The 15,011-nt window shown below is 71.9% G+C and carries 11 protein-coding genes and 1 pseudogene; 7 read left to right on the top strand and 5 right to left on the bottom strand.

Translation table 11 applies throughout. The features are described from left to right. Positions 1 to 166 precede the first annotated feature (166 nt). The 5 genes from FH715_RS07945 (at position 167) to FH715_RS07925 (ending at position 6,900) form a co-directional block, all read left to right on the top strand. The gene (locus FH715_RS07945) at positions 167 to 1,915 is read left to right on the top strand and encodes an ABC transporter family substrate-binding protein (RefSeq protein WP_139642208.1); all 1,749 of its coding nucleotides are present in this window, start codon (positions 167 to 169) and stop codon (positions 1,913 to 1,915) included. A gap of 238 nt (positions 1,916 to 2,153) precedes the next feature. Next, positions 2,154 to 3,665 (top strand): ABC transporter permease, encoded by a 1,512-nt coding sequence (locus tag FH715_RS07940; protein ID WP_139642206.1) that lies wholly within the window; start codon positions 2,154 to 2,156, stop codon positions 3,663 to 3,665. A gap of 12 nt (positions 3,666 to 3,677) precedes the next feature. Beyond that, on the top strand, positions 3,678 to 4,694 hold the full coding sequence (locus tag FH715_RS07935) for an ABC transporter permease (RefSeq protein ID WP_139642204.1): 1,017 nt from the start codon (positions 3,678 to 3,680) through the stop codon (positions 4,692 to 4,694). Positions 4,695 to 4,753: 59 nt separating this feature from the next. Continuing rightward, positions 4,754 to 5,836 carry an ABC transporter ATP-binding protein gene (locus FH715_RS07930; protein ID WP_246108620.1) on the top strand — a complete coding sequence of 361 codons (1,083 nt, stop codon included), beginning with the start codon at positions 4,754 to 4,756 and terminating at the stop codon, positions 5,834 to 5,836. Next, positions 5,833 to 6,900 (top strand): ABC transporter ATP-binding protein, encoded by a 1,068-nt coding sequence (locus tag FH715_RS07925; RefSeq protein WP_139642200.1) that lies wholly within the window; start codon positions 5,833 to 5,835, stop codon positions 6,898 to 6,900. Before FH715_RS07930 ends, FH715_RS07925 begins: the two co-directional genes overlap by 4 nt. 61 nt (positions 6,901 to 6,961) lie before the next feature. Here FH715_RS07925 and FH715_RS07920 read toward each other — a convergent pair whose 3' ends face one another. The 3 genes and pseudogenes from FH715_RS07920 to clpB form a co-directional block, all read right to left on the bottom strand. Continuing rightward, complete coding sequence (locus FH715_RS07920; RefSeq protein WP_139642198.1) at positions 6,962 to 7,279, bottom strand: MTH1187 family thiamine-binding protein; 318 nt, start codon at positions 7,277 to 7,279, stop codon at positions 6,962 to 6,964. A 107-nt stretch (positions 7,280 to 7,386) separates the two neighbouring features. Then, positions 7,387 to 7,950 (bottom strand): annotated as a pseudogene (locus FH715_RS07915) (YbjN domain-containing protein); the annotation flags it as partial. 196 nt (positions 7,951 to 8,146) lie between these two features. Then, positions 8,147 to 10,744, bottom strand: coding sequence for an ATP-dependent chaperone ClpB (gene clpB, locus FH715_RS07910; protein ID WP_139642194.1), 2,598 nt, complete (start codon positions 10,742 to 10,744; stop codon positions 8,147 to 8,149). Between the two features lie 176 nt (positions 10,745 to 10,920). On the opposite strand from clpB, the gene FH715_RS07905 reads away from it, so the two are divergent. Continuing rightward, complete coding sequence (locus FH715_RS07905) at positions 10,921 to 11,241, top strand: Uma2 family endonuclease (RefSeq protein ID WP_281290719.1); 321 nt, start codon at positions 10,921 to 10,923, stop codon at positions 11,239 to 11,241. A gap of 176 nt (positions 11,242 to 11,417) precedes the next feature. Next, positions 11,418 to 12,002 carry a Uma2 family endonuclease gene (locus FH715_RS07900; protein WP_211367481.1) on the top strand — a complete coding sequence of 195 codons (585 nt, stop codon included), beginning with the start codon at positions 11,418 to 11,420 and terminating at the stop codon, positions 12,000 to 12,002. 22 nt (positions 12,003 to 12,024) lie between these two features. On the opposite strand, the gene FH715_RS07895 is transcribed toward FH715_RS07900, so the two are convergent. Next, on the bottom strand, positions 12,025 to 13,980 hold the full coding sequence (locus FH715_RS07895; RefSeq protein WP_139642187.1) for a WD40 repeat domain-containing protein: 1,956 nt from the start codon (positions 13,978 to 13,980) through the stop codon (positions 12,025 to 12,027). A gap of 46 nt (positions 13,981 to 14,026) precedes the next feature. Further along, a complete protein-coding gene (locus FH715_RS07890; RefSeq protein ID WP_139642185.1) occupies positions 14,027 to 14,872 on the bottom strand; it encodes a trypsin-like serine peptidase in 846 nt (281 codons plus the stop codon). Between the last annotated feature and the right edge of the window lie 139 nt (positions 14,873 to 15,011).

Below are 15,011 nucleotides of genomic sequence, written 5' to 3'. Positions count from 1 at the left end.
GAATCGCCCCACTGCGCCAGTGAATACACCTACTCGTTCCCCGGGGCGCCTCCGTCTTCACATCTCGGCTGCACAACGGTCACGGCGGCCCACTTGTGGGGGCCTTCGACGGTGACAAGGCTCTCGGCAACTTCACCCGAAGCCATTCACCGTGGAAGGCCCGAATATGACCAGATTCGGCAGAGCGTCCAAGCTCGCCGCGGCCATGTTGGGAGGGGCACTCGTCCTCTCAGCATGCAGCGACGACAGCGACGAGAGCAACGAGGATTCCAACGCCGGGGGTGGCGGCGGCACCATCACGTACGCCATGGCGCAGCCCTGGGACAGCTTCAACCAGACGACCGCCGGGGCCAACACCGTGGCCAACGGTCAGGTGATGCACCAGGTGCTCTCCGGTTTCTGGCAGTTCGGCAACGACGACGGCCAGCCGATAGCCAACGAGGACTTCGGCACCTTCGAGAAGACCTCCGACGACCCGCTGACCGTGGAGTACACCATCCACGAGGAGGCGGCCTGGTCCGACGGCACCCCCATCGACTGTGACGACGTCCTGATGTGGTGGACCGCGCAGAGTGGCCGCTGGGACGGCCTCTTCTCCGCCCCCGGCACCCAGGGCATCGAGGACACCGCGCTGCCGGAGTGCGCCGACGGCGACAAGGCGTTCACCCTCGTCTACGACCAGCCGTTCGCCGACTGGCTGACCTCGGGTCCCGGCCGCGGCAACAACGCGATCATGCCGGCGCACGTCGTCGCCGAGCAGGGCGGGCTGACCCCCGAGGAGTTCCTCGCCGCGCTCCAGGGCGACGACCCGGAGCCCGTCCAGGCCGCCGCCGACTTCTTCAACGAGGGCTGGCTGATCGACGGCGCGCTCCCCGACGCCTCGCTGATCCCGTCCTCCGGGCCCTTCGTCATCACCGACTACGTGGCAGACCAGTCGGTGACGCTGACCCGCAACGAGGCGTACTGGGGTGAGCCCGCCGCCGCCGACTCGATCGTGATCCGCACGATCGCCGAGCCGGAGCAGGTGCAGGCGCTCCAGAACGGCGAGGTCGACATCATCGAGCCGCAGCCCACGGTGGACATGGCCCAGCAGATCGAGGCGGCCGGCGGCATCGAGTCCGAGGTCGCCGAGGAGTACTCCTACGAGCACCTGGACTTCAACTTCCAGGACGGCCCGTTCGCCGACTCCCTCGCGCTGCGCCAGGCGTTCGCGCTCTGCGTGCCCTACCAGACGCTGGTGGACAACCTGATCGCCCCGGTCGTCCCGGACGCCACCGTCAAGCAGGTCCGCAACGTCGCGCCCTGGGACGAGGGTTACCAGGAGGCCGTCGAGGCCTCCTCCGCCACCCTCGACGAGTACGGCGTCACCGACATCGAGCGCTCCCGCCAGATCCTGGAGGAGGAGAACGCGGTCGGCACCGAGATCGTGCTCGGCACGCTGGAGAACCAGCGCCGCAACGACGCCGGCCTGCTGATCCAGTCGAGCTGCAACGAGGCCGGCTTCGAGGTGGACTTCCAGCCCGCCGCCGACTTCTTCGACACCACCGGCGCGCTCTCCGAGGGCCGCTTCGACGTCGCCATGTACGCCTGGTCCGGCTCGCCCGACCGCTCCGGCTGGAACTCCACCTACCGGACGGCCGTCGAGTGCAGCCCCGACGGCAAGGGCAACAACAACGGCTGCTACTCCAACGAGGAGCTGGACCAGCTGCTGGACGACGTGCTGCGCACCTCCGAGCTGTCCGAGGCCGTTGACCTGACCGCCCAGATCGAGGCCTTCCTCTGGGAGGACCTGGTCACCATCCCGCTGTACCAGCACCCGGGCATCACCGCCTGGAGCAGCCAGGTCTCCGGCGTGGTGCCCAACCCGTCGCAGAACGGCATCGTCTGGAACGCCAACACGTGGAGCAAGGGCTGACCGAGCCGGTGCGCCACCGCCACCGGCGGTGAGCACCGACCGGCCGGACCGCGCCCGCGGCGGCGCCCGGTAGCGAGAAGGCGGGGTCGGGAGAGATCAGTCCCGGCCCCGCCTCCCGTCCCGGGACGCGGACACGACCGCACCAGGCCGCGCCGCGCCCCGGCGCCAACTCCCCAGTCCCCCCACGTCACTCCCCACTCCTCACTCCCCACCCACGTGAACCTCAGGAGTCTGCGCCATGCTCGTCTTCATCGCGCGGCGGCTCTTCGTCTCGATCTGGGTCTTCCTCGCCTCCACGGTCGTGGTCTTCTTCCTCGCGACCCGCATCCGTGATCCGCTCGCCGAGGCACGGCAGTTGCCGGACGGTGCCCGCGAGGCGCAGATGGCCGAGATCACCGAACGAATGGGCCTGGACGACCCCGTCATCGTCCGCTACCTCAACTGGCTCCTCGACGTCCTCACCGGCGACCTCGGTGTGGACCGACAGGGCCAGCAGGTCAACGCCGCCCTGGAGAACGCCTTCACCGCCACCCTCCAACTGATCACCGGCGCCACCGTGTTGGCGATCGTGATCGGCATCGCCGTCGGCGTCGTCTCGGCGCTGCGGCAGTACACGGCGCTCGACCAGACCGTCACCTTCGTCGCCTTCGTCTGCTTCTCGCTGCCGCTCTTCTGGGTCGGCACCCTGCTGAAGCAGTTCCTGGCCCTCGACTTCAACGACTGGCTGGCCGACCCGACCATCTCCCCCGTCTTCATCGGCACGATCGCGCTGATCGTCGGCCTGGCCTGCGGCTCCCTCGTGGTCGGCGACCGGCGCAGCCGGCTGACCGCGTTCGGCTCGGCGACCGCGGCGATGGCGGTGCTGCTGGCGGTGCTCTCCGCCACCGGCTGGTTCGCCGACCCGGGGCTCGGGCCGATCGTGATCGCGCTGACCGCGCTCGGCGGCGCGTTGGGCTTCACCACCCTGGTCAGCGGCCTTGAGTGGAAGCCGCCGCTCCAGGCGGCGCTGATCACCGCCGGCGTCGGCGTGGTCGCCTCGCTGGCGCTGAGGCCGGTGCTGAAGGACCCCGAGCTGCTGACCGTGGTGGGCCTCGCGCTGCTCACCGTGGCGATCAGCGGCGCCGTCGGCTGGTTCCTGGGCGGCGAGCTGTACCGCAGGGCCGCCGTTCCCGCCTCGATCCTCACCGGGCTGTTCGCCGGCGCGGTGATCTTCACCGACCGGATGCTCCAGTCGTTCGCCGACTACAGCGACTCCGTCGGCGGCCGACCGATCTCCACGATCGGCGCCGAGACCCCCAACTACCAGGGAACGTTCTGGGAGTCGGGCCTGGACTCGGCCGGCCATCTGGCGCTGCCGACGCTGGCCCTGGTGCTGGTCTCGCTGGCGAGCTACACGCGTTACACCCGCGCCAGCATGTTGGAGGTGATGAACCAGGACTACGTCCGCACCGGCCGCGCCAAGGGGCTGAGCGAACGGGCCGTGGTCACCCGCCACGTGCTGCGGAACGGTCTGATCCCCATCACGACGCTGGTCGCCTACGACATCGGCACCATCGTCGGCGGCGCGGTACTGACCGAGGAGGTCTTCGGCTGGTCGGCCATGGGCTCGCTGCTCTTCCAGGGCATCGAGCAGGGCGACCCCATGCCGATCATGGCCTTCTTCCTGGTGGCCGGTGGCGCGATCGTGGTCTTCAACATGATCGCCGACATCGTCTACGCCTTCCTCGACCCTCGCATCCGGTTGTCGTAAAGGAGACTGACCATGACGCGAAACGCGGACAGCGGGGTGGCGAAGTCCCAGGACACCCCGCCCGACGACGCGGGAAGCGGGGCGGCCGTCACCCACGGGATGAACGTCGTCGCCCGCTCCCAGGGCCAGTTGGTGCGCCGCCGGTTCCTCCGGCACAAGGGCGCGCTGGCCGGCATGGTGCTGTTCTTCCTGGTGGTGGTGCTCGCCGTCACCAGCATCGGCGCCGGACCCATCCCCGGCTGGTGGGACAAGGACCCGTCCACCACCGGCTCGGTCGTCGGCGAGGGCCGGCCCACCCTGTCGGTGTGGCCCGGATTCCTCGGCGGCGGCGGGGTGAGCCTCGGCGAGCACCCGTTCGGCCAGGACAACGTCGGCCGTGACTACTTCGCCCTGACGATGCGCGGCGCCCAGGTGTCGCTGCTGATCGCGGTGATCGTCGGCCTGGTGGCGACCCTGGTCGGCACCGTGATCGGCGCGCTCGCCGGCTACTTCAGGGGCTGGGTCGAGGCCGCGCTGATGCGGGTCACCGACGTGGTGATCGCCGTGCCGACGCTGCTGCTCGCCGGGCTGATCGGGGTGATCGTCGCGGGCAAGGGAGTGGTGCTCTTCGCGATCTTCCTCGGCCTGTGCATGTGGACGCAGATCGCCCGGCTGGTGCGCGGCGAGGTGCTGTCGCTGCGGGAGAAGGAGTACGTGGAGGCGGCCCGTTCCGTCGGCACCTCCGCGGGGCGGATCATCTTCAAGCACATCCTGCCCAACACGGTCGGCATCATCATCGTCTCGGCGACGCTGACCATCGCCGGCGCGGTGCTCACCGAGTCGGCGCTGTCCTTCCTCAACCTGGGCGTCCGCCCGCCGGACACCTCGCTCGGCCGGCTGATCACCGACTACCGCACGGCGTTGAGCGTGCGGCCCTGGCTGTTCTACTGGCCGGGCGCCTTCATCATCGCGATCGCCCTGTCGGTGAACTTCATCGGCGACGGCCTGCGCGACGCCTTCGACCCCCGACAGACCCGGGTGCGTGACTGATGTCCCTGACTCCCCCCATCAAAAACCCCTCCGCCCCGCCGCCCTCCGTGGAGGCCGCGGTGACGGAGGCGGCAGAAGAGGTGCACTCCGCCCACACGTTGGCCGACGCCAGGCCGCCCTCGGACGAGGAGATCCTGACCGTCGACGACCTGACCGTCGAGTTCCCCACCGACGACGGCGTGGTGCGGGCGGTGCGCGGCCTGAGCTACACGCTGCGCTCCCGCGAGGTGCTGGGCATCGTCGGCGAGTCCGGCTCCGGCAAGTCCGTCTCGTCGATGGCCATCATGGGCCTGCTGCCGAAGACGGCCCGGGTCTGCGGCTCGATCCGCTACCGGGGGCGGGAGCTGCTCTCGCTGCGCCCCAAGGAGCAACGGGCGCTGCGCGGACGGAAGATCGCGATGATCTTCCAGGACCCGATGACCTCGCTGAACCCGGTGCGCAGCATCGGCGACCAGCTGGCCGAGGCGGTGCTGGCGCACCATCTGGTGCCGCGCCGGCAGGCGTTGGCGCGGGCCAGGGAGATGCTGGACCTGGTCGGCATCCCGCAGGCGGAACGGCGGCTGAAGGCGTATCCGCACGAGTTCTCCGGCGGGATGCGGCAGCGGGTGATGATCGCGATGGCGATCATCAACAACCCCGACGTGATCATCGCCGACGAGCCGACCACCGCGCTCGACGTGACGGTCCAGGCGCAGATCCTGGAGAAGCTGCTGGAGGTCAAGGACGAGGTCAACGCGGCGATCCTGATGATCACCCACGACCTCGGCGTGATCGCCGGCATGGCCCACCGCACGCTGGTGATGTACGCGGGCAAGCCGGTCGAGGTCGCCGCGACCGACGACGTCTTCTACGAGCCCCGCATGCCCTACACCGCCGGGCTGCTGGGCTCGATCCCGGCGCTGGACGGCGGGCGGGACGAACGGCTGCGGCCGATCGGGGGCAGCCCGCCCTCGCTGATCTCGCTCCCACCCGGCTGCCCGTTCTCGCCGCGCTGCCCGCTGGCGACGGACGTCTGCCGCACCGACGAGCCGGGGCTGGAGGACGTCGGCGACGGGCACCGGGCCGCCTGCCACCACAGCGACCGGCTGGCCGAGGCCGAGGACGCCACGGCGTTCTTCCGCACCCCGAAGGAGGGCCGATGACCGCGACGACCACGCTGGAGAAGGACGGCGAGGCGGAGGAGTTGCTGCGGGTCACCGACCTGGTGGTCAACTTCCCCGTGCGCGGCGGGGGCATGGTCCGCCGCGTGGTGGGCCAGGTCCAGGCGGTGAGCGGGGTGTCGTTCGCCGTCAACGAGGGCGAGACGCTGGGCGTGGTCGGCGAGTCGGGCTGCGGCAAGTCGACGACGGGCCGCGCGCTGCTCCAGCTGATCAGGCCGACCTCGGGCTCGGTCCGCTTCGACGGCCAGGAGATCACCGGGCTGCGGGCGAGCCAGCTGCGGCCCGTGCAGCGCAAGGCCGGCATGGTCTTCCAGGACCCCTACGCCTCGCTCAACCCGAAGCTGCCGGTGAACGACATCATCGCCGAGCCGCTGAAGGTGCAGGGGGTGTGGCGGAACGGCGGCCGGGCCAGGGTCGCCGAGCTGCTGGAGCTGGTCGGTCTCAGCCCCGAGCACGGCAACCGCTATCCGCACGAGTTCTCCGGCGGGCAGCGCCAACGCATCGGCATCGCGCGGGCGTTGGCGCTCCAGCCGAAGCTGCTGGTGCTGGACGAGCCGGTCTCCGCGCTGGACGTCTCGGTCCAGGCCGGGGTGGTCAACCTGCTGGAGGACCTCCAGGAACGGCTGGGCGTGGCCTATGTGTTCATCGCCCACGACCTGTCGGTGGTGCGCCACATCTCCGACCGGGTCGCGGTGATGTACCTGGGCAAGGTCGTCGAGACCGGCACCAGGGACGAGGTCTACGAACGGCCCTCGCACCCCTACACCCAGGCGCTGCTGTCGGCGGCACCGCTGGCCGACCCGCGCCGCGAGCGGGAGCGGCGGCGCACGGTGCTGACCGGCGACGTGCCGAGCCCGTTGGACCCGCCGAGCGGGTGCCGCTTCCGCACCCGGTGCTGGAAGGCCCAGGACATCTGCGCGACCGAGGAGCCCGAGCTGCGCGACCGGGGCACGGGGCACCCGGTGGCCTGCCACTTCGCCGAGGAGTCCGGTCCCGGGGTGACGGCGGCGGATGAGACGCCGGAGGGTGGGGCGAAGGACGACTGAGCCCGGCGGGCGCCGCACCCGGTCGCGGTCGGCGCCCGCCCGTTCGGCCGTTCGGCCCTCGCTAGGGCGTGCCGTCGTCCGGGGCCGGGTCCGCGAGGAGCTCCTCGACGCGGCGGACCTTGGCGTCCAGGCCGTCGGTGACGCCGCGGCGGATGTCGGCCTTGAGCACCAGGCTGACCCGCCCCGCCCTGGCCTCGACGGCGGCGACCGCGTCCCTGACCACCGCCATCACCTCGTCCCAGTCGCCTTCGAGCGAGGTGAACATGGCGTCCGTGCGGTACGGCAGCCCGCTGTCGCGCACCACCCGCACGGCCTCGGCGACCTCCTCGCCCACGTCCTCACCGGCGCCGATCGGGGTCACCGAGAACGCGACGATCACGCCTGGTCCCCCGGCTTCCGGGTGTCGACACCGCCGTCGGCGTCGGCGTCGGTGTCGGTGTCGTCGGATGCGTCGGCGACGGTGTCGCCGTTCTCCTCGCCGTTCTCCTCACCGTCCGAGCCCTCGGCGCCCTCGGCGTCGTCGACGTCCTTGGCCAGCCCCAGGCGCTCCACCAGCCACCGGTCGAACTCCATGCCGGCGCGGACCCAGCTGACGACGCTCGCCACGAAGTGGTCGAACGCCACACCGGCGCCCAGCAGCATGTGCACGTCGCCGACGAGACGCACGGTGCCGTCGTCGTTGGTGTGCGTGTAGACCTTGGGCCACAGGGTGGTGTGGTTCCACTCGTCGACGCTCTCCAGCAGCCGCGGCTTGTCGTCGAGCGTGTGGGGGCGCGCGTAGAAGGTGCGCACCGAGAGCACGCGCTGCTTCTCCTCGCCGCGGAACATGAAGTACATCCGGTACTGCTTCCAGGGCGCCACCAGGTCGCCCTGCTTGTCCACCACGTACTTCAGCTGCATCCGGTCGAGCAGCTGCTTGAGCAGGTCCTGGTTCGGCATGATCGGCCCGGTCGGCTTCGCCGCCTTCGGCTGGCCTTGCTGGCCGCCCTGCTGCTCGGGCTTGTCGGACCGCCCCCCGAAGTTCGGGATGGCGGACGGGTCAACGGACACGGGGGGTCCCTTCGTACGGATTAGCGGACTCCCCATCCTCTCCCACCACCGCCCCCGCCGGGCAAGCAGCAGGAACGCCGCATGTACCCCCAAGCCGCACCCGGAGGCGGGCGAGGGGGCGCGGGGAGCGCGCGAGCAGCCGTCCACGGCCGGCGGCCGACACCCCACCGCGCCCCCGCACCCCGAGCCCAGCCGCCTACGCCGAAGCCTCCGTCGGCTCCACCGTCAGGTCGCCGTCCAGCGCCGCGTCCACCAGGACCGTCGCCCCGTCCCGCACCTCACCGGCCAGGATGCGCCGCGCCAGCCTGTCGCCGACCGCCGTCTGCACCAGCCGCCGCAGTGGCCGCGCACCGTACGCCGGGTCGTGGCCCTGGATCGCCAGCCACTCCAGCGCCAGGTCCGTGACCTCCAGCGTCAGCCGCCGGTCGGCCAGCCGCCGCTGCATCGCCGCCACCTGGAGGCCCGCGATCCGCCGCAGCTCCTCGCTGTCCAGGGTCCGGAAGACCACCAGGTCGTCCAGGCGGTTCAGGAACTCGGGCCGGAACGCGGCCCGCACCGCCGCCAGCACCTCCTCGCGTTGCTCCTCCGGCTTGGCCAGCGGGTCGGTCAGGTGCTGGCTGCCCAGGTTGGAGGTGAGGATCAGCAGGGTGTTGCGGAAGTCGACCGTGCGGCCCTGCCCGTCGGTGAGCCGGCCGTCGTCCAGCACCTGGAGCAGCGTGTCGAAGACCTCGGGGTGCGCCTTCTCCACCTCGTCCAGCAGCACCACCGTGTAGGGGCGGCGGCGCACCGCCTCCGTGAGCTGGCCGCCCTCCTCGTACCCGACATAGCCGGGCGGGGCGCCGACCAGCCGCGCCACCGAGTGCTTCTCGGAGTACTCGCTCATGTCGACGCGGACCATGGCCCGCTCGTCGTCGAAGAGGAAGTCGGCCAGCGCCTTGGCCAGCTCCGTCTTGCCGACGCCCGTCGGGCCGAGGAAGAGGAAGGAACCGGTCGGCCGGTCCGGGTCCGCCACCCCGGCCCGCGCGCGGCGCACCGCGTCGGAGACGGCGGTGACGGCCTCCCGCTGGCCGATCAGCCGGCGGCCCAGCTCCTCCTCCATGCGCAGCAGCTTCTCGGTCTCGCCCTCCAGCAGCCGGCCTGCGGGGATGCCCGTCCAGGAGGAGACGACGTCGGCGATCTCGTCGGGGCCGACCTCCTCCTTGACCATGGTGTCCTTCTTGGCCTCCTCCTCGGCCTCCGAGGCGGCGGCCAACTCCCGTTCCAACGAGGGGATCTCGCCGTGCAGCAGCTTGGAGGCGGCCTCCAGGTCGCCCTCGCGCTGCGCGCGCTCCGCCACGCCGCGGGCCTCGTCGAGGCGCTCCTTCAGCTCGCCGACCCGGTTGAGCCCCTGCTTCTCCTTCTCCCAGCGGGCGGTCAGTCCGCGCAGCTCCTCCTCGCGGTCGGCCAGCTCGGCGCGGAGCCGGCCGAGCCGCTGCCGCGAGCCGACGTCCGACTCGTTGGCCAGCGCCAGCTCCTCCATCCGCAGCCGGTCGACGGCCCGCCGCAGCTCGTCGATCTCCACCGGCGAGGAGTCGATCTCCATCCGCAGCCGGGAGGCGGCCTCGTCGACCAGGTCGATCGCCTTGTCCGGCAGGAAGCGCGAGGTGATGTAGCGGTCGGAGAGGGTGGCGGCGGCCACCAGCGCGCCGTCGGCGATCTGCACCTTGTGGTGCGCCTCGTAGCGGCCCTTCAGCCCGCGCAGGATCGCGATCGAGTCCTCCACGTCGGGCTCGGCTACCAGCACCTGCTGGAAGCGGCGCTCCAGCGCGGCGTCCTTCTCGATCCGCTCGCGGTACTCGTCGAGCGTCGTCGCGCCGACCATCCGCAGCTCGCCCCTGGCAAGCATCGGCTTGAGCATGTTCCCCGCGTCCATCGCCGAGTCGCCGCCGGCACCCGCGCCGACGACGGTGTGCAGCTCGTCGATGAACGTCACGATCTGGCCGTCGCTCGACCTGATCTCGCCGAGCACCGTCTTCAGCCGCTCCTCGAACTCGCCCCGGTACTTGGCGCCGGCCAGCATGGCGCCCAGGTCGAGCGAGACCAGCCGCTTGTCGCGCAGCGACTCGGGCACGTCGCCCTTGATGATCCGCTGCGCCAGGCCCTCGACGACGGCGGTCTTGCCGACGCCGGGCTCACCGATCAGCACCGGGTTGTTCTTGGTGCGGCGGGAGAGCACCTGCACGACGCGGCGGATCTCGTGGTCCCGGCCGATCACCGGGTCCAGCCGGCCCTCGCGGGCCGCCGCCGTCAGGTCGGTGCCGAACTTCTCCAGCGCCTTGTACGTCCCCTCCGGGTCGGCCGAGGTCACCCGGCGCTCCCCGCGCGCGGCCTGGAACGCCTCCTCAAGCCGCTCGGCCTTCGCGCCCTGCTCGGTCAGCAGCCCGCCGGCCTGGCCGCCCCTGGCCGCCAGCCCCATCAGCAGGTGCTCGGTCGAGACGAACGTGTCCCCCAGCCGCCCGGCCCGCTCCTGGGCGTCGGCGAGCACGGCCAGCAGCTCCCGGTTCGGCTGCGGGCGCGCGACGGACGCGCCCCGCACCTGCGGCAGCTGCCCGAGCAGCCGCTCGGCCTCCGACCGCAGCGCGGCCTGGTCGGCCTCGACGGCGGCGAGCAGGTCCTGCACGTTCTCGTTGTCCCGACCGGTGAGCAGCGCCAGCAGCAGATGCTCCGGGGTGATGTCCGGATGCCCCCCGGTGAGCGCGCGCTGGCTGGCGCCGCTGATGGCGTCCCGACTCCTGTTGGTCAACTCGGCGTTCACTTCGCGGTACTCCTCCGCTCCCACGGCCACCCTGCTCCGGCCCTGCCAGAGCTTACGTGCGATAAGTTGAGCGTACCTCACTCAAGCCCCTGACGGGGGGCCGTCGCGCAAGCCGTGCGTTGAGGATCACCGCACCCCGGGAGCCCGTCAACGAAGAGCCGGGCTTACCCACTTTCGTGTGCTGGTCGCCCTCGCCGCTGGCCCCGGCACGGCGCCTACGAAAGGGTTCCCGGGCAGGAGAAGGAGGCACTACGACACTCATGGTCGCCGAGATCACCGGCTCACGGCCCGAGCGGGACCGCGTCGACAAGCTTCTGGCCTACGCGCGGGGCGCCATCCCGCTCTACCTGCTGATCGACCGCGACCGGCGCGCGGCGACGCTGTTCAGCGAGCCCTCACCACAGGGGTACGCACAGCACCACCAGGTCACCCTCGGCAAGCCCCTCCCGCTCCCCGCCCCGTTCGCCTTCGACCTCGCCACCGGCCGCCTGCTCTGACCGGGGGCAGTCGACCGCGCCGGAACTCCGGGCGACCTGTCGACGCGGCTCGTCCGCCCTGACGGCCGGCGGTCAACGGATCGCCCCGTTCAACTCCTTCAGGTGAACGGAGCGGAACGCCCCCTCGGCCGCGCCCCTGCCAGGGATGCTGGTCAGCGAGGAAACGGAGGTGCACTATGACGGCTATGGCGCATGAGCAGTCCATGCCGATCGATGACGACTCCCTCCTGGCCGGCTTTCTGGCGTTGGACACGCCGGAGGGCTTCCACGCTGAGCTAGTCGAAGGTGAGATCGTCGTGACCCCGCCACCGGTCGGCGCCCACGAGGCGAACTTCAGCCATCTGGTCCGCCAGGTGCTGAGGCTCTCGGCCACCGACATGGACGTCGCGGGGAACAAGGGGCTCGCGCTCCCCGGCGACGGTCGGAAGCTGCGCAACATGACCGTTCCCGACGCCACCTTCGCGCCCTGCGACCTCGCCCTCTTCGACGACGCGCCCTCGTGGATGGAGCCGGAGGGTGTCGCCCTCGTGGCCGAGATCACCAGCTCCCGCGCCGAGTTGGACCGGGAGGCCAAGCGCCACCTCTACGCCCTCGGGGGCGTCCCCCTCTATCTGCTGATCGACAGGGAGCGGGAGGCCGTCACCCTGCACAGCGAGCCCGCCGGCCGGGACTACCGGGCGACCTACTCGGTCCCCTACGGCAAGCCCCTCCCGCTCCCCGACCCGTTCGCCTTCGACCTCCACACCGGCCGCCTGCTCTGACCGGGGAGCGCCACGAGCGTGCTCAGCCGCCCGCCTCCCGAAGGCCGTCCCGCAGGGCGGCCAGCTCGTCCGTCCACACCCGCGTGCGGCTCATCGCCGTCTCCGCGTCCGGCCAGAGTGCGAAGTCCCCCCAGCGCAGCGGCCAGGCGAAGCGGCCGGCGGCGATCCAGGCCAACCTCGTCTCGACGTCGGCACGGCGCTCGGGCGGGGCGATCGCCCCGTGCGGGCCGACCGGCAGGCACCAGGTGTGCTCGTCGAGCGCGAACAGCCGTCCTTCCAGCCGCTCGTCCCACAGGAACTCCCTGGGTACAGGCGGCTCGCCCCCCGCCTCCAGCATGTACGCGAAGTCCCCCAACACCGCGCCGTTCCCGGCCCGCAGGAACCGCAGCGTCTCGGGCCCCACCGCGACAACGGTCTCCTCCGCGCCCCACAGCACACCGCGCGTTCCCGCGGGGGCGGCCAACGCGCGCAGGCGGCGCGGCGTCCCGTCGTCGAGCGCCCAAACCTCGATCTCGCCGGCCGCCGTGAGCACGGCCGCCCGGTCGCCCGAGGGCGCCCACGCCCAGTTCGCGAAGTCCCCCACGTCGTGGGTCCTGGCCGGGGTGGTCTCCAGCCGGTGGACCGACCGCCCGTCGTCGTGTATCTCGACGCCGGGACGCCGCGACTCCCCGTCGCACACGACGGCCAGCCGGGCGGTCGCACCGCGCGCGCCCCAGCGCAGCGACGTGTCGAAGCGGGAGCCGGCGTGCGGCACCGGCTCCACGACCGGGTCGCCCGTCGCGCCGTCGCGTATGTGCAACCTCCCGCCACCGAGATGGGCGAGGAGGCGGCCGTCCGGGCTCCACGCGGCGACCCGGTCGACCCGCGTCCCCCACAGCGGTCTGCCCCCGGCCACGTCGACGACGAACGCCTCGGAGCGGGCCGCGGCGTACAGCCGTCGCCCGTCCACCGACCAGGACAGCGTTCCGTCGGTGTCCAGCTCGTCCCAGCGCGCCATCGCCCCCTCGCGGACGACGGGGTTCCCGTCGGACAGCAGGTAGGGGTGTGTCCCCTCCACCGCGTCGGCCGACCAGGACAACACACCCCGCTCCAGAGGGACGACGCAGCCTGTCACCCGGTCGGACAGGCCCGAGTTGCCCACCGCGACCATCGCGCTCAGCCCGTCGGGGGACAGCGCCCAGCCCGGTGGGCGGCTGTGTCCTTCAGTCACCCTCGCCTCGGCCAGCGGCTCCCCCTCGCCGAACGGGTCCCACACGCCGACCGCGTTGGTGTCGAACGCCATGCCCAGCCGCGTCCCGTCGGCCGACCACTGGACGCAGTCGGACCTTCCCCACCAGCCGATGCCGCCGCTGATCCCCTCCAGGGCGTTGACGCACTTGCCGGTCGACACCTCCCAGATCAGGGCGACACCGCTGTCGCCCTCGCCCCACTCGGCTGTGGCCACGTGGGCCCCCGAGGGACTCAGCGCCACCGAGGTGATCTCCGACCGGTGTCGATAGGGGGCGCTCAACGTCGCCTTCGAGCCGCAGACCAGCCGGGTGGCCAGCCGGTGCGCCTCGGTGACCCCGTGCTCGGCCTCCAGCTCCGCCAACCTGCGGCGCAGCGGCGGCAGATCACGCGCCGGCGTGAAGGCCCTCACGCGCGCCCCCCGTAGCAGCTCCGCCAGCTTCTCCGGGCCCGCCGCGGCGAGCATCGCGGGTTCGGCGAAGCCCCCCGGCCCGACCGCACCCGTCCGCTTCGCTTCCAGCCCGTCGAGCAACGCGGCCAGCGCGGCCTCGTCGTGCTGGGGAACGCCCAGCGCGTAGGCCTCGCCATAGGTGTCGGCCGACGCTCCCGTACCGGCGAAGACGGCGAAGGTGGCGCCGGTCAGCTCCTCGGTCACGTGCGCCCCGGCTGCCTCCAGCCGCCGCCGCAACTCGCCGACCTCGAAGCCCTCGAAGGGGCCGACGAGGAGGATGTCCCGCCCTGTCAGTTCCATGCCGCCACAGGTTAGTCGTGCCCACTGACAACGCCGCCCCTCCGCTTCACCGCTCCGAGAGAGGCACCTCGGAGCCGGGCGCCGGCGTCGTCTCGGTGTCCTCGGCTTCGCGCGCGCCCGCCGCGGCGAGGAGGGGGCGGGCCGCCTCGGGGTAGGGGCGGCCGACGACCTGGCCTTCGCCGCTGCCGACGGACATGACCGCGACCACCGTGCCGGACTCGGTCTCGGCGTCGTAGTCCTGGATCCAGGGCCCGCCGCTCGATCCGGCCGTCAGGTCGCAGCCGTCGAGCAGCAGCCCGCCCAGGTTGACCGGCTCGGCCTCGTTCTCGTCGAGCACGTTGGTCTCGCCCGCGCAGTACCGCAGCGACTCGCCGTCGTACGGGTCGGCCGCCGGGTAGCCGAGGACCGCGACCTCGCCGCTCTCCCGCACCGGCTCGAACCGCAACGCGTTGGCGCCGACGGCCTCCTGGACGCTCTCGCCGTCCCGCTCCTCCAGCGTCAGGAACGCGTAGTCGTGCGGGAGGATCGCGCCCGTCTCGCCGTTCGGGTCCCACTCCTCGGGGAGATGGAACGCGGAGACCCGCCAGCCGTCCTCGCGGTAGCTGTCCCTGCCGTGGTCGTACGCCGGCACGAAGTAGACGTCCCCCGGCGCGCTCGGGCTCTCCCGCGCGCTGACGCAGTGCGCCGCCGTCGCGACGACGCTGCCGTTGGGCGCGTCGACGACCGCGCCCGAGCAGAGCCCGAGGCGGCCGTCGCCGGCCTCCCAGATGATCTTTCCCACCGTGTTCACCGTCCCCTGGCCCCAGGGATCGGCGGCCACCGCCGGGGGCGCCGTGACGAACAGCGCCGCCACGACGGCGGCGACGGCTATGGGAAGGCGCACAAGGTTCATAACGAACACCCTCGGATCGCCCCGGGGTGAAGTCCAGCCACTCTCCGCCGAACGAGTGGGTGATGTCGGATCGGCCCGTGGCGCGGCATGTTGACACCCGCGCGGGCGCACGCCCGGCTGACGTTTAGCCAGGTGCGCG

This window comes from Streptomyces sedi, assembly GCF_006335015.1.
Lineage (GTDB): Bacteria > Actinomycetota > Actinomycetes > Streptomycetales > Streptomycetaceae > Streptomyces > Streptomyces sedi.
The sequence above is the reverse complement of the archived record's forward strand: the minus strand, read 5'-3'. Positions and strand labels throughout refer to the sequence as shown.